The sequence below is a fragment of the Streptomyces sp. NPDC054783 genome (genome assembly GCF_053611725.1).
This window is the reverse complement of the sequence record NZ_JBSHAY010000040.1, coordinates 19,075-36,461: the sequence shown is the minus strand read 5'-3', so window position 1 is coordinate 36,461 and position 17,387 is coordinate 19,075. Positions and strand designations below refer to the sequence as shown.

Below are 17,387 nucleotides of genomic sequence, written 5' to 3'. Positions count from 1 at the left end.
GTTGTCACCCCTTTCCGGTTCCGGAGCGAACCCGCTTCGTGACCCGGCCGACCGACGGCTCCCGCGCATCGCGGGGCCGTCGGGTCTGGTCATCTTCGGTGTCACGGGCGACCTGTCCCGCAAGAAGCTGATGCCCGCGGTGTACGACCTCGCCAACCGGGGTCTGCTGCCGCCGGGCTTCTCGCTGGTGGGCTTCGCCCGCCGCGAGTGGGCCAACGAGGACTTCGCGCAGGAGGTCCACGACGCGGTCAAGGCGCACGCCCGAACGCCGTTCCGCGAGGAGGTCTGGCAGCAGCTCATCCAGGGGATGCGCTTCGTCCAGGGCACCTTCGACGACGACGACGCGTTCGAGCGGCTGCGCTCCACCATCGACGAGCTGGACAAGGCACAGGGCACGAGCGGCAACTTCGCCTTCTACCTGTCGGTGCCGCCGCGGTCCTTCCCGGTGGTCATCCAGCAGCTGAAGAAGCACGGCCTGGCCGACCAGTCGAGCGGTTCCTGGCGGCGCGCGGTCATCGAGAAGCCGTTCGGGCACGACCTGAAGTCGGCCGAGGAACTGAACGCGATCGTGCACGAGGTGTTCTCGTCGGACCAGGTGTTCCGCATCGACCACTACCTCGGCAAGGAGACCGTCCAGAACATCCTGGCGCTGCGCTTCGCCAACACGATGTTCGAGCCGATCTGGAACCGGTCCTTCGTGGACCACGTGCAGATCACCATGGCCGAGGACATCGGCATCGGCGGCCGCGCCGGCTACTACGACGGCATCGGCGCCGCCCGTGACGTCATCCAGAACCACCTGCTGCAGCTCATGGCGCTGACCGCCATGGAGGAGCCCGCCTCCTTCGACGCGGACGCGCTGGCCGCGGAGAAGGAGAAGGTGCTCGGCGCGGTACGGCTGCCCAAGGACCTGGGCCACAGCACCGTGCGCGGGCAGTACGCGGCCGGCTGGCAGGGCGGCGAGAAGGTCATCGGCTACCTCGAAGAGGAGGGCATCGACCCGAAGTCGAAGACCGACACGTACGCGGCGATCAAGCTGGGGATAGACAACCGCCGCTGGGCGGGCGTGCCCTTCTACCTGCGCACCGGCAAGCGCCTCGGCCGCCGGGTGACCGAGATCGCCGTCGTCTTCCAGCGGGCCCCGCACTCCCCCTTCGACACCACGGCGACGGAGGAGCTGGGCCAGAACGCGATCGTCATCCGCGTCCAGCCGGACGAGGGCGTCACGGTCCGCTTCGGCTCCAAGGTGCCGGGCACCTCGATGGAGATCCGGGACGTCTCCATGGACTTCGCCTACGGCGAGTCCTTCACGGAGTCCAGCCCGGAGGCGTACGAGCGCCTGATCCTGGACGTGCTGCTCGGCGACGCCAACCTCTTCCCGCGCACGGAGGAGGTCGAGCTGTCCTGGAAGATCCTCGACCCGATCGAGGAGTACTGGGACAGCCACGGCAGGCCCGCGCAGTACAAGTCGGGCACCTGGGGTCCGCAAGAGGCGGACGAGATGCTCGCACGAGACGGACGGAGCTGGCGCCGGCCATGAAGATAGACCTGACCGACACCACCGCCGGCGACATCAACAAGGCGCTCGTGCAGGGCCGCCGCGCCATCGGCACCCCTGCCGTGGGCATGGTCCTGACCCTCGTCATCGTCACCGACGAGGAGAACGCCTACGACGCCCTGAAGGCCGCCAACGACGCCTCGCGCGAGCACCCCTCGCGCACGCTGGTGGTCATCAAGCGGGTCTCCCGCGGCCCGCGCGACCGCACCTCCTCGCGTCTGGACGCCGAGGTGCGGGTGGGCGCGGACGCGGGCACCGGCGAGACGGCCGTGCTGCGCCTGTACGGCGAGGTCGCGGGCCACGCCGACTCGGTCGTGCTGCCGCTGCTGCTGCCGGACGCGCCCGTGGTGGTGTGGTGGCCGGTGAACGCCCCGCTGGACCCGGCGAAGGACCCGCTGGGCGCGCTCGCCCAGCGCCGGGTCACCGACACCTACACCGCCGAGCAGCCGGTGCGGGAGCTGTCCGCCCGTGCCGCGTCGTACACGCCCGGCGACACCGACCTGTCCTGGACGAGGATCACGCCGTGGCGTTCCATGCTCGCGGCGGCGCTCGACCAGGTCACCTGCGAGGTGAAGGCCGTCGAGGTGGCGGGCGAGGAGTTCAACCCGAGCTGTGAGCTGCTGGCGATGTGGCTCGCGGACCGGCTGGACGTACCGGTGCGGCGGTCGCTGTCGGGCGGCCCGGGGCTGACCGCGGTCCGCATGGACACCACCTGCGGCTCGATCGTCCTGGACCGCGCGGACGGCACGCTGGCCACGCTGTCCATCGAGGGCCAGCCGGCCCGCGCGGTGGCGCTGAAGCGGCGGGAGACCGCCGAGCTGATCGCGGAGGAGTTGCGCCGGCTCGACCCGGACGACACCTACGCGTCGGCGCTGCGCTACGGCGTGGAGCGGCTCAACACGGTCCCGGAGCAGTCTGCCGGGGAGGCGGTGGCCGAGCCGGAGGCCGTGGCGGAGGCGGCCGAGGCACCGGCCAAGAAGGCGGCGGCCAAGACCGCGAAGAAGACCCCGGCGAGGAAGGCGGCGGCGAAGTGAGCACTCCGCAGCTGGTCGTCCACCGCGACAAGGAACTGATGGCGCAGGCCGCCGCGGCCCGCCTGATCACGAAGATCGTGGACGCGCAGGCCTCCCGGGGCACCGCGTCCGTGGTCCTCACGGGCGGCCGCAACGGCAACGGCCTGCTGGCCGCGCTGGCGGCGGCCCCGGCCCGGGACGCCATCGACTGGGGCCGGCTCGACCTGTGGTGGGGCGACGAGCGCTACCTCCCCGAGGGCGACCCCGAGCGCAATGTCACGCAGGCCCGCGAGGCCCTGCTCGACTCCGTCCCGCTGGCCCCGGAGCGCGTGCACGCCATGCCCGCCTCCGACGGCCCGTACGGCACGGACGTCGACGCGGCGGCGGAGGCGTATGCGGCGGAGCTTGCGAAGGCGGCCGGGCCCGAGAACCACGGCTCGGTACCCACCTTCGACGTCCTGATGCTGGGCGTCGGCCCGGACACCCACGTGGCCTCGCTCTTCCCGGAGCATCCGGGGGTACGGGAGACGGAACGCACGGTGATCGGCGTCCACGGCGCCCCCAAGCCGCCGCCGACCCGGATCTCCCTCACCCTCCCCGCGATCCGCTCGGCCCGCGAGGTCTGGCTGCTCGCGGCCGGGGAGGACAAGGCGGAGGCCGCGGCCATCGCCCTGTCGGGCGCGGGTGAGATCCAGGCCCCTGCGGCGGGGGCGTACGGCCGCTCGCGCACGCTGTGGCTGCTGGACGCCGCCGCGGCCTCGCAGCTGCCCAGGTCGCTGTATCCGCCGGCTTCGCCGTGAACCACTGAGGTCCCCCCTCGACGGAGCTTCACATTTTCTGCACGAAATATCCGTGCAACCGTCAACTTTTGTGTAAGCTCCCTGGCGCTGAAATCGCACCACTGAGGGGGGACCTCATGCGTATACGCTTCGCGCTGGCCGCCGTTGTCACGGCTGGCACGCTCGCCGTCGTCATCGCGGCGCCGGCCCAGGCCACCGAGTACTCCTCCGCCCTGAAGATCAAGGGCGTCCAGTACGACGCCCCGGGGCGGGACTCCAACAACTGCCGGACGGGCAACACCCGCGACGAGTACCTGACGATCAAGAACTACTCGCGCAGCACGACCGTCAACCTCAAGGGCTACGTCGTCAAGGACGCCGCCGGGAACCGGTTCACGTTTCCCTCGAACCACTACCTCGAGCCCGGCGACTACGTGAAGCTGCGCGGCGGCAAGGGCACCGACTCGGACGCGAACAACGTCGTCTACCGCCAGAACTGCAACTTCATGTGGAACAACGACAGGGACACCATCTACCTGTACAAGCCGTCCGGGGCCCACGCGGACACCCACGCCTACACCAGGTCCGGCAACGACCCGGACGGCAACGGTTACATCACCTTCCACGGCTGACACCGAACCGTCCCGGGAGAGTGACCGTGAATCCGTACAGGAGTCCGCACCGACGCATGCGGGTGTGGGCCGCTTGCGTCGCCCTGCTGGCCGCCGGCGCGGCCGGCTGTGGCCAGCCCACGCACGACAGCGCGGCCAAGGCGTCGGCACCGGCGCCCCGGCCCACCGTGACCGTCACGGCGACGACCACCGTGACCGCCCGGCCCGAGCCCGGGCCGACGGTCACCAGGACGAAGACCGTCCGAACGCCCGGACCGACCGTCACCGTCACCGAGGCCGCCTCCGGCACCGTACGCAGTGACGACACCGGCACCGGCACCGGCGGCGGCACCTGCTCCATCGTCTCCAACGCGGGCAACTGCTACCAGGCGGGACAGTTCTGCCGCAGCAGCGACCACGGGGCGACGACCACCACCGCGAGCGGTACGCCGATCACGTGTTCCTACAGCGGCAGCGCCTGGCGCTGGACATACGCGTGAGCCGGGCGGGCTCGGTCACTTGACCGAGCCCGCCATCACGCCCTGCACGAAGTGCCGCTGGAAGGCGAAGAACACCACCACCGGCACGATCAGGGACAGGAACGCACCCGGCGCCAGGACGTCGATGTTGCTGCCGAACTGCCGGATCTGGGACTGGAGTTCCACGGTCAGCGGCTGCGAGGAGCTGTCGGCGAACAGCAGGGCCACCAGCATGTCGTTCCAGACCCAGAGGAACTGGAAGATCGCGAGCGAGGCGATCGCGGGCCGGCCCACCGGCAGGACCAGCCGCGTGAAGATGCGCCACTCGCTGCCGCCGTCCATCCGGGCCGCCTCCAGCATCTCCTTCGGCATCTCCGCGAAGTAGTTGCGGAGCAGGAACACGGCGAAGGGCAGCCCGTACGCCACGTGGAAGAGGACGACTCCGGGGATCGTGCCGAACAGGCCCAGCGCGCCGAAGAGTTTGGCCACCGGCAGCAGTCCGATCTGCACCGGCACCACCAACAGGGCCACCACCAGCAGGAAGAGGGGCTCGCGCAGCGGGAAGTCCAGCCAGGCGAAGGCGTATCCGGCGAGGGCGGCGATGACGACGACGAGCGCCGTGGCCGGCACCGAGATCAGGACCGTGTTCCAGAAGGCCTGCGTCATGCCGGAGTTCTTCAGCAGAGCCGAGTAGTTGTCGAAGGACAGCTGGCCGGGGCTGGTGAGCGCCGTCCACCAGCCGCCCTTCGCGGTGTCCTGCGCCGAGCGCAGGGAGGACACGAACAGGCCCGCGAGCGGGGTCAGCCAGACCAGGCCGATCACCACCAGGAAGGCCTGCACCACGCCGTTGCCCAGGCCCCGCCTGATCGCGTTCATCGCCGAGTTCATCGCTGGCTCCTTCGGAAGCGGCGGACGTTGAAGACCATCGCCGGGATCACCAGGAGCAGGAGCAGCACGCCCAGCGCGCTGCCGAGGCCCTGGTTGTTGCCGCCGCCGAAGGACACGAGCCACATCTGGGTGGCGAGGACCGTGGCGTCCTCCTGCACCGGCCCGGGCGCGATGATGTAGACGAGGTCGAAGACCTTCATCACGTTGATGACGAGGGTCACGAAGACGACGGTGAGCACGGGCGCCAGCAGCGGGACGGTGATCCGGCGGAAGATCTGCCACTCGTTCGCGCCGTCCATCCGGGCCGCCTCCAGTGCGTCCCGGGGCAGAGTCGACAGGCCCGCGCCGATCAGCACCATCGCGAAGCCGGTCCAGATCCACAGGTACGCGCCGATGATCGCCGGGGTGACCAGCGTCGGGCCGAGCCAGGACACGCCCTGGTAGGGCGGGGCGAAGTTGGACTCGGGCAGTTTCACCGTGTACGAGCCCGCGCGCAGCCCGGAGAACCGGAAGGAACCGTCGCCCGCGGTGGTCGTGCTCGCGACCGTGTGCCCGTCGCGCACCGCCTGGACCTGCATGCCGGGCAGACCGCTCTCCTTCGGGTCGACCTGGCCCTGCCTGCCGCCCCCGCCCGGGGTGAAGTCCAGGTAGACGACACCGCGCAGTTCGCCGGGCCCGGCCTTGCGGGAGGCCGCCGCACCAGCGGGCTCGGCTCCCTTCGGCAGGTCCTTGGGCAGTACGCCGACCATCGGCAGCGTCACCGTGTGGCCGGCGGTGGCGGTCGTACGGTAGGAGCCGTCGTGGTCCTGGGTCAGCAGGCCCCCGCGGCCGCGCGCCGTCGGGTACGACGACGTGCCCTCGAAGGCGTCGTGGACGGAGACCACGGCCGCGTTCAGCACGCCCTTGTTCGGGTCCTGGTCGTAGGCGAGCCGGAAGATGATGCCGGCGGCCAGGAAGGACACCGCCATCGGCATGAAGAGCAGGAGCTTGAAGGCGGTGGCCCAGCGGACCTTCTCGACCAGGACGGCCAGGATCAGGCCCAGGCCGGTCAGCAGGGACGGGGCCACCACCACCCAGATGGCGGTGTTGCGGATGGCCTTCAGGGTCGCCGGGTCACGGAACATCTCGGCGTAGTTGTCGCCGCCGACGAACCGGGTGCCGGAGGCGTCGAAGAAGCTGCGGCCGACGGAGAACAGCACCGGGTAGACGACGAGCGCGCCGAGCAGGAGCAGCGCGGGGAAGACGAAGAGCAGGGCGATCAGCCGGGCGCGCCGCCGGCTGCGGCGCCCGCGCGCCTCGCCGGCGGCCCGCGGGCCCGCCTGCTGTTTCACAAGAGTGGTGGCGGTCATGATCGCTTCCGGTCAGCCCTGGTAGGCCTGGGCCGCGGCGGACTCCAGCTTCGCCGCGGTGCCCTTCGGGTCCGACGGGTCGCGCAGGAAGTCCTGGAGCAGCTTCCACTCGCCGGCGCCCTTGGTGCCGCCGAAGGCAGCCGGGGCCTGGTCGGACATGTCGAAGCGGACCGAGTCGCCCGCGTCGATCAGGGACTTGGCGGTGGCGCGGGTGACGTCGTCGCTGTAGGAGGCGAGGCCGAGCTTCTTGTTCGGGGACAGGAAGCCGCCCGCCTTCGCCCACACGGCAGCGGCCTCGGGGCTCGCCAGGTACTCCAGGAGCTTCATGCCGGCCTTGGCGTTCTTGCCGTCCTTCAGTACGACGGCCGCGTCACCACCGCTGACGACGGGTGCCGTACCGCCGTCGACCGCCGGGAACGGGAAGAAGTTCGCGTCCTTGCCGATGGCCTTGCCGAACTGGTCGTGCGCGACGCCGGCCACGAAGTCGCCCTCGAAGACCATGCCGGCCTCGGGCTTGGGCCCGAACACCTTCTCCACCGAGCTCGGGAAGTCGGTGTTCAGGGCCTCCTTCTGGCCGCCCGCGACGAGCTGCTTGTCCTTGAACAGCTTGCCGAGGGTGGTGAGCGCCTTCACGACGGACGGATCGGTCCACTTCAGCTTGTGCGCGGCGAGGGCGTCGTACTTCTCGGGTCCGGCCTGGGAGAGGTAGATGTTCTCGAACCAGTCGGTGAGGGTCCAGCCGTCCTCACCGGCGACGGCGAAGGCGGCGAGTCCGGAGTCGGAGACGGTGTGCCCGGCCTTCAGCAGCTCGTCGTACGTCTTGGGCGGCTTGACCCCGGCCTGGGTGAGCGCGTCGGGGCTGTACCAGACGGTCGACTTGTGGGCGGCCTTGAAGTACAGGCCGTACAGGGTGCCGTCGACGCTGCCGTACTTCGTCCACACGGGTGCGTAGTCGGCGGTGACCGTCTGCTGGGCGGTCGGGGACAGCGGCCTGAGCCAGCCCTTCTTGGCGAACTGCTGCAGGACGCCGACCTGCGGGACCATCACGACGTCGGGCGCGTTGCCGCCCTCGATCTTGCTGCCGACGACGGTGGAGACGTTGTCGCCGGTGGAGATGAACTGCGTCTTGGCGCCGGTCTTCGCGGTGAACGCGTCCAGGACCTTCTGGAAGTTCTTCTGCTCGCTGCCGGTCCAGACACCGGCCACGGTGACGGTCTGGCCGCTGAGCGCCTTGTCGCCGCCGCCGGCCGAGACGGGCCCGCCGCCGCAGGCGGTCGCGCCGAGCGCCAGGGCGAGGGCCGTGCAGCCGGTGAGCAGGGTGGTACGTCGTCGCATCATCATCGATGTCCCTTCGAGAGGCGGTTGATCACAGGTCGGTGAGCCACCAGGCGGCCGTGGCGCCGGGCAGGACGCCCGCCGGACAGGGGCCGCTGGAGAGCAGGGGGGTGCCGGAGACCGGGGCGGGCGTGGGGGCCGTACCGAAGTTGACGGCGCAGACCAGGCCGTCGCCGCGGGTGAAGGCGAGGACGCCGGGCGCGGCGTCCAGCCAGTGGAGCGTGCCCTCGCCCAACTGGGGCAGGGTGGCGCGTAGTTGGAGGCCGTCGCGGTACAGGTGCCAGAAGGAGCGGGTGTCGGCGAGGGCGCGGTCGGTGGCGTACTCGGCGAAGTACTCCGGCTGCGGCAGCCAGGGCTTCACACCGTCGACGCCGGAGGTGAAGCCGAACGGGGAGGCCTGCCCGGACCAGGGCAGCGGCACCCGGCAGCCGTCCCGGATGCGGGCACGGCTTCCGGTGCGGCGGAATATGGGGTCGGTGAGGACGTCGTCGGGCAGGTCGACGACCTCGGGCAGACCGAGTTCCTCGCCCTGGTAGATGTACGCGGCTCCGGGCAGCGCCAGCATCAGCAGCGCGGCGGCGCGGGCACGGGCGGCGCCGAGGCCGCTGCCCTCGGGGGCGGGTTCGCCGTAGCGGGTGACGGTGCGGACCTGGTCGTGGTTGTTGAGGACCCAGGTGACCGTGGAGCCGGTGCCGGCGATGTCCTGCATGGCCTCGGAGATGACCTTGCGGAAGGCGTCGGCGTCCCAGGGGGCGCCGAGCAGGTCGAAGAAGAAGGCCTGGTGCAGTTCGTCGGGGCGGACGTACAGGGCGTGTTCGCGGGCGGTGGGGACGGAGACCTCGCCGACGAGGAGGCGTTCGCGGCCGTCGCGTGCGGTGTACTCCTCACATGTCGCGCGCCACTGCCGCCACACCTCGTGCACCTCGGGCTGGTTCCAGGCGAGCGGGTTGACCGAGTCGCGGGTGCGGGCGTCGGCCTCGGGGTCGTCGGAGTCGGGCAGTGCGGGGTGCTTGTAGAGGCCGGCGGCGACGTCGATGCGGAAGCCGTCGACGCCCCGGTCCAGCCAGAAGCGCAGGACGCGGTCGAACTCGGCGGCGACCTCGGGGGTGCGCCAGTTCCAGTCGGGCTGCTCGGGCGTGAACATGTGCAGGTACCACTGGCCGTCGGCGACCCTGGTCCAGGCGGGGCCGCCGAACATGGCGTGCCAGTTGTTGGGCGGCTCGCCGCCGTCCGGACCGCGGCCGTCGGCGAAGTGGAAGCGGGCGCGGGCCGGGCTGCCGGGCGCGCCGTCCAGCGCCTCACGGAACCACGGGTGCTCGCTGGAGCAGTGGTTGGGGACGATGTCCAGGAGCACCTTGATGCCGAGCCGGTGCGCGGCGGCCATCAGCAGGTCGAACTCGGCGAGGTCGCCGAAGAGCGGGTCGACCCCGCAGTAGTCGGCCACGTCGTAGCCGTGGTCGTGCTGCGGCGAGGGATAGAACGGGCTCAGCCAGATCCCGTCGACGCCCAGCTTCTTCAGGTACGGCAGCCCGGCCCGGACGCCGGCCAGATCGCCGACTCCGTCGCCGGTGCTGTCGAGAAAGCTGCGGACGTAGACCTGGTAGATCACCGCGTCACGCCACCAGTGGCACTTACTCAGCATGCATGCATGTTAGGTAGGCGTGTCGTGAGGGTGTCAACGAAAAGAACGGAAGCTACTGGTGAGTTGAGGGCGCAAAATCGGACTTAACCGGGCATCGCGCGCCGAGATGAGATCTGCGCGTTACTTAACAAGTAACTATCGGCGGGCGATCGCGTCGAGCTCGCGCGCGAGCCTGCGCACGGCCTGCTCGGGCGTCTCCCGCCCGCTGAGCGCATCCTGCATCACGGCCTGCACCACCAGGCTGACCTGGTCGTAGTGCGGACTCTTGGGGCGCGGCCGGGCGGTGAGCACGGCGGTGCGCAGGGTCGGCAGATAGGGGAACCGCCGTACGAGTCCGGGGTCCTCGTAGAGCGCGGCGCGTACGGGAGGCAGCGCGCCCCGGGTGAGCACCTGGCGCTGGACGGGCGCGCTGGTGAGGTAGGCGATCAGCCGGGCGGCCGAATCGGGGTGCGCCGTATGGGAGTTGACGGCGAGGTTGGAGCCGCCGAGCACGCTGGTCCCCGGTCCGTCGGGTCCGGGCAGCGGTACGGCGCCGATCTTCCCGGCGACCTTGGAGCCCCTGGCGGAGGCGACGGCGTAGGCGTAGGGCCAGTTGCGCAGGAAGAGCAGCCTGCCGTCCTGGAAGGCCTGCTTGGACTCCTCCTCCTTGTACGTCAGCGCGGCCTTCGGTATCCAGCCCTCGCGGACGCCGCGGGCGAGGAAGCCGATGCCCTCGCGGGCGGCGGAGGAGTCGACGGTGACCCGGGTGCCCTCGTCGCCGAGGATCGTGCCGCCCGCCGAGTAGACGGCCTCGGCCGCGTTCACGGTGAGACCCTCGTAGGGCAGGAACTGGCCCGCGTAACCGCCGAGTCCGTACTTCGGCGCGATGGTCTTCGCATCGTGCTCCAGCTCGGCCCAGGTGCGCGGCGGCGGCACGCCCTCTTTCGCGAGGATGTCCTTGCGATACAGGAGAAGTCCGGCATTCGTGACGTACGGGACGGCGTACAGCCGGCCGTCGTAGGTGGCCGTGTCCACGACCGGCGGCAGGAAGCTCGTCAGCGGGAAGCGGTCCGGCGGCAGTGGGCGGATCCAGCCTGCCGCGGCGAACTCCGAGGTCCAGTTGACGTCGATGTTGAGGACGTCGAACCGGCCCCGGTCGCCGCCGCGCAGGTCGGTGGTCATCTGCGCATGGGTCTCGTCGGCGGAGTCGGGCAGCTCGACGAGGGTGACCTTCTCGCCGGGATGGGTGCGGTTCCAGCCCTGGAGCAGCGGGGCGAGATAGCCCGTGAGGTCGCCTGCGGTGGCCAGGGTGAGCGGGCCGCGGCCGTCGCCCGCGTCCTCGTCGGCGTGCGCGCCGGAGGCGACGTACCCGGTGAGGATCACGGCGAGAACGAGGAGGCCCCTACCGGCGGCGCGTATCCACCGCATAGGTTCCTCCCTGACACGTACACACGGCTCCGGGCACCCTCGCCCGGGAGTCAGAGGCCATGTATACCTGTTAGGTATGGGCGATACTAGGGCCTGGAGCACATTGTGAGAGGACAGGAGGACAGCACGAGTGCGCCTGCCCCTCCTGGCACTCCTCGCCCGCGGCCCGGCCCACGGCTACGAGCTCAAGCAGGACCTTGAGCAACTGCTGGGCTCCGCGTACCCTCAGCCCAACGTCGGCCAGATATACGTCACCCTCGGCCGCCTCGAGAAGTCGGGACTGATCGAGGGCGAGGACGTCGAACAGTCCAGCCGGCCCAACAAGAAGGTCTACCACCTCACCGACGCCGGGCGCGAGGCGCTGCACGCCTGGTTCGAGGAGACCGAGGACGAGCCGCGGGTGCGGGACGAGTTCTTCATGAAACTCGCCCTCGCCCCGCAGACCGGTCTCACCGACCAGATCGCCCTCATCAACAGGCAGCGGCGCCAGTACCTGAACACCATGCGCAACCTGTCGAAGCTGGCCGCGGCCGAGAACCGCGACAACCGCGTCGCCCTGCTGCTCATCGAGGGCGCGATGCTGCACCTGCAGGCCGACCTCGACTGGCTGGAGCGGTGCCAGGAGGAACTGGAATGAGCGAGGACCAGGTTCCGGTGCTCCGGGCCCAGGGGCTGGTGAAGACCCACCACGGCGAGGGCGCCCCCGCGCACGCCGTCCGCGGGGTCGACCTGAGCGTGCTCCGGGGCGAGTTCGTGGCGATCACCGGTCCGTCCGGGGCCGGCAAGTCGACCCTGCTGCATCTGCTCGGCGGGCTCCAGCGGCCGGACGAGGGCAGCATCTGGCTGGACGGCCGGTGCACGGACTCCTTCGGCGAGGCGCGCTGGGCGGTGGAACGCCGCAAGGCCATCGGGATCGTGTTCCAGTTCTTCAACCTGGTGTCGAACCTGTCGGTCGCCGACAACGTCGAACTGCCCGCCCTGCTCGCCGGCGTCCCGCCGAAGAAGGCCCGCGCCGAGCGCGAGGAGCTGCTGGCCGAGCTGGGACTCACGGGCAAGGAGCGCAGCATGCCGGGCGAGCTGTCCGGCGGCGAACAGCAGCGGGTCGCGCTCGCCCGGGCCCTGGTCAACCATCCCCCGCTGCTGCTGGCCGACGAACCCGCCGGCAGCCTGGACAGCAAGGGCACCCGCGAGGTCATGCGGCTGCTGTCCCGCTTCCACGGACGCGGCCAGACGATCGTGCTGGTGACGCATGACGCCCGGCTGGCGAGCGCCGCCGACCGCGTGATCAGCTTCTTCGACGGCCGGATAGCCGACGACGCCGCCCTGGACGGCACCCCGCCGCCCCGGCGCGGCGGCATCTCCGGTGTGCTGGAGCTGAGGGACTGACGGTGCTGGATCTCCGGGACGTACGAGCCACCCTGCGCTGGGCGCACTCCGATCTGCGCACCCACCGTGGCGAGGCGCTGTTCCTCGTGCTGGCCACCGCCGGGATCGTCGTCTCGCTGCTGCTGGCCACCGCCCTGTTCGGGTACGCGACCAACCCCTGGCAGCGCGTCTTCACACAGGCCCGCGGGGCGCATGTGTGGATCCACACCGTGCCGTCGGCCGACGCCCGCGGGCTGTCCCGGCTGGGCGGTGTCGAGTCCGTGGCCGGCCCCTTCCGCACCGAGTCCGCCACCGTCGCCGTACGCGGCACCCGCGCCTCCGTCGAACTGCGCGGCACCCCGCAGCTGCCCTCCGTCGGCCGGCCGCTGCTCGCCGCCGGGCACTGGCTGGATCCGGCCGAACCGGGCGGCGTGGTGCTCGAGAGCAGCCTGGCCCGGGCGCTGCTGGCCGAGCCCGGGGACACCCTCACCCTGCCCGGTACCGCCCGCTCCCTGACCGTCGAGGGCATCGCGGACAGTGCCGAACCCCACTACAGCCCGGGCGAGCAGCCGGGCCTGGTGTGGGCCCTGCCCTCCGCCGTGCACGCTCCGGGCGGCCAGGTGATCGGGCTGCGCCTCGCCGACCCGGGCGACACGGACTACGCGGTGCAGCGGGCCGTCACGGTGCTGGGCGCGGGCGCGGTCGGCGAGGTCTCCACCTGGCAGCAGGCGCGCGCCGCGGCCCAGGGTGACAACCGGCTGCTGGGCCAGGTGCTCGGCCTGTTCGGTCTGGGCGCCCTGATCGCCGCCGGGTTCGCCGTGCACGGGGCGATCGCCACCCGCATCCGGGGGCATCTGCGGGACATCTCGGTGCTGAAGGCGATCGGCTTCACACCCGGCCAGGTCGTCCGGATCTTCCTGCTCCAGCATCTGGCGTACGCGCTGCTCGGCTCGGTGGCCGCCGCGGCGCTCACCCAGACCCTGGGCAGAACGATCCCCGGCCGGCTCGGTGACGCCGTGGGCCTGTGGCAGGGGCTGCCCGGGCACACCGTGGCCCTCTTCGTGGTGCCCGTGGGTGCGGTGCTGTTCATCGGCCTGACCACGGGGCTCGCGGCGTGGCGGGCCGGGCGGGTGCCACCGGTTCCGGTGCCGCGCCGGACCACAGCGGCCGGCGGGCGGCTGACCGGCCTTGCCCGGCAGGCGCTCGGGCTGCGGCTGCCGGCCGCGCTGGTCCTCGGCTGTCACAAGGCGTTCGCGGGGCGCGGCCGGTCGCTGGCCACCGTGGCCCGGCTGACGCTGCCGCTGCTGCTCATCGTGGTGGCGCTCAGCGCCTGGACCACGATCGACCGCTTCCACAACAGCCCGGACCGCATGGGTCTGCCGACGTCCCTGTCGGTCCGCTCCGACGGTGCCATGGACACGTCCGCCGTACGGGCCCTGCTCACCGGCGATCATCGGGTCGCCGCCGCCTATCCCGGGGTCGAGGTCGCCGCGCTGGTCCCCGGCCAGACCGGCACCATCGCGCTGCGCGGCGTCGGCACCCGCGCCGAGCCCTACCCCTACGCCCTCGCCGAGGGCCGGGCCGCACAGGGACCCGACGAGGCGGTGGCCGGACAGGGCCTGCTGGACCTGCTGCACGCCCGGGTCGGTGACTGGGTGCGCATGACGGTGGGCGACCGGCCGCAGATCCTGCACATCGTGGGCCGCAGCATCGAGCCGCAGAACGCCGGCCGGGTCGTGACCACCTCCCTGGACACCCTCCGCGAGAACGACCCCGGGCTGACCCCCGCCTTCTACGAGCTGCGCCTGCGCCCCGGCACCGAGCCGCAGCGCGTGGCCGCCGCACTGGCCCGGGCCGGCCACGGCCACCTCGACGTGCACACGGCGACGAACCCGGCCGACGGCCTGTCCCCGCTGCGCGCGGTCGTCGCCGGGCTGATCGCCGTACTGGCCCTGATCGGGCTGGTCGAGCTGCTCACCGCCATCGGGGGCAGCGTCCGCGAGAGCGAGCGGGACGTGCTGGCGCTGAAGGCGATCGGCATGTCGCCGCGGCAGATCACCGCGATCACCGTCACGGCGGCGAGCTGCACGGCCCTGGCCGCGGTGATCGCCGGCACGGCGCTGGGACTGCCGCTGGGCCGCCGGCTGATCGACGCCCAGGGCAGCTCCAGCGGCATCGGCGCCGGGATCGCCCAGACCCCCTCACCCGGGCTGCTGCTCGCACTGGGCGCCGCCGCCGTGCTCGGGGCGGCCGCGCTGGCGGCGCTGCCCGCGGCCCGCGCGGCCCGCAGCCGCCTCGCGGACACGCTGAGCGCGGTGGCCTGACCGGAGCTCCCGAGGAGCTCAACGGCCGTACGGATGGCGGCTGTTGTACGGCCCCCGGGGTGCGCCCGGTGCCGGGTGGGCGGTCAGCCGGATGCCGTGTCTCCGCTTGAGCAGGGCCATCTCGTACAGCGCGATGGCCGTGACCGTCACGGGGGCGCCGAGGATGAACACGATGCCCAGCATCAGTCCTAGGCCGTGCAGGTCACCGGTGAGGAGGTCGGGCAGGGCCATCAGCCAGCTGGTGACGGTGGCCAGCAGCGGCGGGAGACAGGGGTGCACGGCCGCCGTGCCGAAGAAGTTCCCGTTGATCCGGAGGGCTCCGGCGCCGACGAACCAGACCATCCACAGCGTCACCAGGCTCACCGGGATGATCAGCAGGCCGCCGGCCAGGGCATTGGCGTTCTGCAGCAACAGGACGGTCGTGACGACCGAGCCCACGAAGGTCAGCAACAGCCCCAGGGCCCTCAGCAGCGCGGGGCGCAGCGGGCGCAGGCTGCCGGTGCGCCGCCACATCCAGAGCATCACGCCGACGGTGAGCGGGGTGACGAACAGCAGGACGCCCGAGGCGATCAGCAGGTTCTGGAGCATCTCCTCGGGTGCGAAGCCGCCCTCGACGAAGGTGTAGACACCGACCGCTGCGACGGTGCCGGCGGCGACGCGGATCCGCTTGAGCTGCTCCACCGACGGATCGAGCGGTTCGGGTATCCACGCGGGGTGGAACACCGCCCAGGCGGCGTGATGCGCCTTGAGATAGTTCCGCCCGCGCTCCGCGTATCCGGTACGGCTCCCCCGCGCAGCGGCCACCGCGTACTCCCCCGAGTCGTGACGCACATGATCGTCGGGGAGTCTACGGGAACCGGCGGGCCCGTCCCCCGGAAGGGCCTGGCCGCGTCCGGCTCCCGTGTGCCGCCCCGTCAGCTACGGCCGCGCAGTTGCCGGTACTTGGCGACGAGTGCCTTCGTCGACGCGTCGAGGCCCTCGACCTCGGCGCCCTCGGTGAGCGCCGGCTCAACCCGCTTGGCCAGTACCTTGCCCAGCTCCACGCCCCACTGGTCGAAGGAGTCGATGTGCCACACGGCGCCCTGCACGAACACCTTGTGTTCGTAGAGCGCGACCAGCTGGCCGAGGACGGAGGGGGTCAGTTCCTTCGCCAGGACGGTCGTCGTCGGCCGGTCGCCCTGGAAGGTCTTGTGCGCCACCAGCTCCTCCGGCACGCCCTCCGCACGGACCTCCTCGGCAGTCTTTCCGAAGGCCAGCGCCTGGGTCTGGGCGAAGAAGTTGGCCATCAACAGGTCGTGCTGCGCCTTGAGTTCACCGCTGAGCTCGCCCACCGGCTCGGCGAAGCCGATGAAGTCCGCCGGGATGAGCTTGGTGCCCTGGTGGATCAGCTGGTAGTAGGCGTGCTGCCCATTGGTGCCCGGGGTTCCCCATACCACCGGGCCGGTCTGCCACTCGACCTGCCCGCCGTCCCGCGCCACGTACTTGCCGTTGGACTCCATGTCCAGCTGCTGGAGGTAGGCGGTGAACTTCGACAGGTAGTGGCTGTACGGCAGCACCGCGTGCGACTGGGCGTCGTGGAAGTTGCCGTACCAGATGCCCAGCAGGCCCAGCAGCAAAGGCGCGTTGGACTCCGCGGGCGCGGTGCGGAAGTGGTCGTCGACCAGCCGGAAGCCGTCGAGCATCTCCCGGAACCGGTCGGGACCGATGGCGATCATCAGGGACAGGCCGATCGCGGAGTCGTACGAGTACCGGCCGCCGACCCAGTCCCAGAACTCGAACATGTTCTCCGGGTCGATGCCGAACTCGGTCACCTTCTCGGCGTTCGTGGACAGCGCCACGAAGTGCCGGGCGACCGCCGGCTCTCCCCCGCTCCCGGCATCGCCCGAGCGGGAGGTGCCCCCACCGAGCGCGTCCAGCAGCCACTTCCGGGCCGAGGTGGCGTTGGTGATCGTCTCGATGGTGGTGAAGGTCTTGGAGGCGATGATGAACAGCGTCTCGGCCGGGTCCAGGTCCCGCGTGGCCTCGTGCAGGTCGGCGCCGTCCACGTTGGAGACGAAGCGGACCGTCAGGGCGCGGTCGGTGAAGCTGCGGAGCACCTCGTAGGCCATCGCGGGGCCCAGGTCGGAGCCGCCGATGCCGATGTTGACCACGTTCCTGATGCGCTTGCCGGTGTGGCCGGTCCACTCGCCGGAGCGGACGCGGTCGGCGAAGTCGGCCATCTTGTCGAGGACGGCGTGCACCTTCGGGACGACGTTCTCCCCGTCGACCTCGATCACCGCCTCCCGCGGGGCGCGCAGCGCGGTGTGCAGCACGGCCCGCTGCTCGGTGACGTTGATCTTCTCGCCGCGGAACATGGCGTCCCTGAGGGCGAACACGTCCGTGGCGGCGGCCAGCTCGCGCAGCAGCCGCAGCGTCTCGTCGGTGACCAGGTGCTTCGAGTAGTCGAGGTACAGGTCGCCGACCTGGAGCGTGTACTCCTCACCGCGCCCCGGATCGGCGGCGAACAGCTCCCTGAGATGGGTGTCGGCCAGCTCCTCGCGGTGCTTGGCGAGAGCGGTCCATTCGGGCGTCTGGTTGAGCCTGGTCCGGCCGTCTGCGTTCATTTCCGACTTCCGCCTTCTTTCGTGCCTGTCCCAG

Annotated in this window: 15 protein-coding genes; 8 read left to right on the top strand and 7 right to left on the bottom strand. The window is 71.2% G+C overall.

The features are described from left to right. Position 1 precedes the first annotated feature (1 nt). The 5 genes from zwf (at position 2) to ACWGJ5_RS40415 (ending at position 4,461) form a co-directional block, all read left to right on the top strand. Entirely contained in the window at positions 2 to 1,540 is a 1,539-nt protein-coding gene (gene zwf / locus ACWGJ5_RS40435; RefSeq protein ID WP_453314606.1) for a glucose-6-phosphate dehydrogenase, read from the top strand. Further along, positions 1,537 to 2,592: a glucose-6-phosphate dehydrogenase assembly protein OpcA gene (gene opcA / locus ACWGJ5_RS40430; protein ID WP_453314605.1), complete on the top strand. Its 1,056-nt coding sequence runs from the start codon at positions 1,537 to 1,539 to the stop codon at positions 2,590 to 2,592. Before zwf ends, opcA begins: the two co-directional genes overlap by 4 nt. Beyond that, positions 2,589 to 3,371 carry a 6-phosphogluconolactonase gene (gene pgl / locus ACWGJ5_RS40425; protein WP_453314604.1) on the top strand — a complete coding sequence of 261 codons (783 nt, stop codon included), beginning with the start codon at positions 2,589 to 2,591 and terminating at the stop codon, positions 3,369 to 3,371. Before opcA ends, pgl begins: the two co-directional genes overlap by 4 nt. 116 nt (positions 3,372 to 3,487) lie before the next feature. Beyond that, entirely contained in the window at positions 3,488 to 3,982 is a 495-nt protein-coding gene (locus ACWGJ5_RS40420; protein WP_453314603.1) for a lamin tail domain-containing protein, read from the top strand. A gap of 56 nt (positions 3,983 to 4,038) precedes the next feature. Next, positions 4,039 to 4,461, top strand: coding sequence for a hypothetical protein (locus ACWGJ5_RS40415; protein ID WP_453314602.1), 423 nt, complete (start codon positions 4,039 to 4,041; stop codon positions 4,459 to 4,461). Positions 4,462 to 4,476: 15 nt separating this feature from the next. Here the strand turns inward: ACWGJ5_RS40415 and ACWGJ5_RS40410 are convergent, their stop codons facing one another. The 5 genes from ACWGJ5_RS40410 to ACWGJ5_RS40390 form a co-directional block, all read right to left on the bottom strand. Continuing rightward, positions 4,477 to 5,316 carry a carbohydrate ABC transporter permease gene (locus ACWGJ5_RS40410; RefSeq protein ID WP_453314629.1) on the bottom strand — a complete coding sequence of 280 codons (840 nt, stop codon included), beginning with the start codon at positions 5,314 to 5,316 and terminating at the stop codon, positions 4,477 to 4,479. Between the two features lie 8 nt (positions 5,317 to 5,324). Further along, positions 5,325 to 6,677 carry an ABC transporter permease subunit gene (locus ACWGJ5_RS40405; RefSeq protein ID WP_453314601.1) on the bottom strand — a complete coding sequence of 451 codons (1,353 nt, stop codon included), beginning with the start codon at positions 6,675 to 6,677 and terminating at the stop codon, positions 5,325 to 5,327. 12 nt (positions 6,678 to 6,689) lie between these two features. After that, complete coding sequence (locus ACWGJ5_RS40400) at positions 6,690 to 8,015, bottom strand: ABC transporter substrate-binding protein (RefSeq protein ID WP_453314628.1); 1,326 nt, start codon at positions 8,013 to 8,015, stop codon at positions 6,690 to 6,692. A 28-nt stretch (positions 8,016 to 8,043) separates the two neighbouring features. Next, positions 8,044 to 9,654, bottom strand: coding sequence for a glycoside hydrolase family 13 protein (locus ACWGJ5_RS40395; protein ID WP_453314600.1), 1,611 nt, complete (start codon positions 9,652 to 9,654; stop codon positions 8,044 to 8,046). Positions 9,655 to 9,789: 135 nt separating this feature from the next. After that, positions 9,790 to 11,061, bottom strand: coding sequence for an ABC transporter substrate-binding protein (locus ACWGJ5_RS40390; protein ID WP_453314599.1), 1,272 nt, complete (start codon positions 11,059 to 11,061; stop codon positions 9,790 to 9,792). Positions 11,062 to 11,191: 130 nt separating this feature from the next. Here ACWGJ5_RS40390 and ACWGJ5_RS40385 point away from each other — a divergent pair, with 130 nt between their 5' ends. From ACWGJ5_RS40385 to ACWGJ5_RS40375, 3 genes are read left to right on the top strand one after another with little or no spacing between them, the layout of a single operon-like run. Continuing rightward, positions 11,192 to 11,698 (top strand): PadR family transcriptional regulator, encoded by a 507-nt coding sequence (locus ACWGJ5_RS40385; protein ID WP_453314598.1) that lies wholly within the window; start codon positions 11,192 to 11,194, stop codon positions 11,696 to 11,698. After that, entirely contained in the window at positions 11,695 to 12,447 is a 753-nt protein-coding gene (locus tag ACWGJ5_RS40380; RefSeq protein ID WP_453314597.1) for an ABC transporter ATP-binding protein, read from the top strand. Before ACWGJ5_RS40385 ends, ACWGJ5_RS40380 begins: the two co-directional genes overlap by 4 nt. Before the next feature lie 2 nt (positions 12,448 to 12,449). Then, positions 12,450 to 14,750 (top strand): ABC transporter permease, encoded by a 2,301-nt coding sequence (locus ACWGJ5_RS40375; RefSeq protein ID WP_453314596.1) that lies wholly within the window; start codon positions 12,450 to 12,452, stop codon positions 14,748 to 14,750. 18 nt (positions 14,751 to 14,768) lie between these two features. Here ACWGJ5_RS40375 and ACWGJ5_RS40370 read toward each other — a convergent pair whose 3' ends face one another. Both ACWGJ5_RS40370 and pgi read right to left on the bottom strand, forming a co-directional pair. Beyond that, positions 14,769 to 15,554, bottom strand: coding sequence for a hypothetical protein (locus ACWGJ5_RS40370; RefSeq protein WP_453314595.1), 786 nt, complete (start codon positions 15,552 to 15,554; stop codon positions 14,769 to 14,771). A gap of 110 nt (positions 15,555 to 15,664) precedes the next feature. Further along, positions 15,665 to 17,353, bottom strand: a complete 1,689-nt coding sequence (gene pgi / locus ACWGJ5_RS40365; RefSeq protein WP_453314594.1) for a glucose-6-phosphate isomerase — start codon at positions 17,351 to 17,353, stop codon at positions 15,665 to 15,667. Positions 17,354 to 17,387: the final 34 nt, after the last annotated feature.

Coding starts and splice junctions, on each gene's coding strand:
- ACWGJ5_RS40410 (WP_453314629.1), bottom strand. CDS start 5,316: ATGAACGCGATCAGGCGGGGCCTGGGCAACGGCGTGGTGCAGGCCTTC.
- ACWGJ5_RS40390 (WP_453314599.1), bottom strand. CDS start 11,061: ATGCGGTGGATACGCGCCGCCGGTAGGGGCCTCCTCGTTCTCGCCGTG.
- ACWGJ5_RS40380 (WP_453314597.1), top strand. CDS start 11,695: ATGAGCGAGGACCAGGTTCCGGTGCTCCGGGCCCAGGGGCTGGTGAAG.
- opcA (WP_453314605.1), top strand. CDS start 1,537: ATGAAGATAGACCTGACCGACACCACCGCCGGCGACATCAACAAGGCG.
- pgi (WP_453314594.1), bottom strand. CDS start 17,353: ATGAACGCAGACGGCCGGACCAGGCTCAACCAGACGCCCGAATGGACC.
- ACWGJ5_RS40395 (WP_453314600.1), bottom strand. CDS start 9,654: ATGCTGAGTAAGTGCCACTGGTGGCGTGACGCGGTGATCTACCAGGTC.
- ACWGJ5_RS40420 (WP_453314603.1), top strand. CDS start 3,488: ATGCGTATACGCTTCGCGCTGGCCGCCGTTGTCACGGCTGGCACGCTC.
- ACWGJ5_RS40405 (WP_453314601.1), bottom strand. CDS start 6,677: ATGACCGCCACCACTCTTGTGAAACAGCAGGCGGGCCCGCGGGCCGCC.
- ACWGJ5_RS40400 (WP_453314628.1), bottom strand. CDS start 8,015: ATGATGCGACGACGTACCACCCTGCTCACCGGCTGCACGGCCCTCGCC.
- ACWGJ5_RS40415 (WP_453314602.1), top strand. CDS start 4,039: ATGCGGGTGTGGGCCGCTTGCGTCGCCCTGCTGGCCGCCGGCGCGGCC.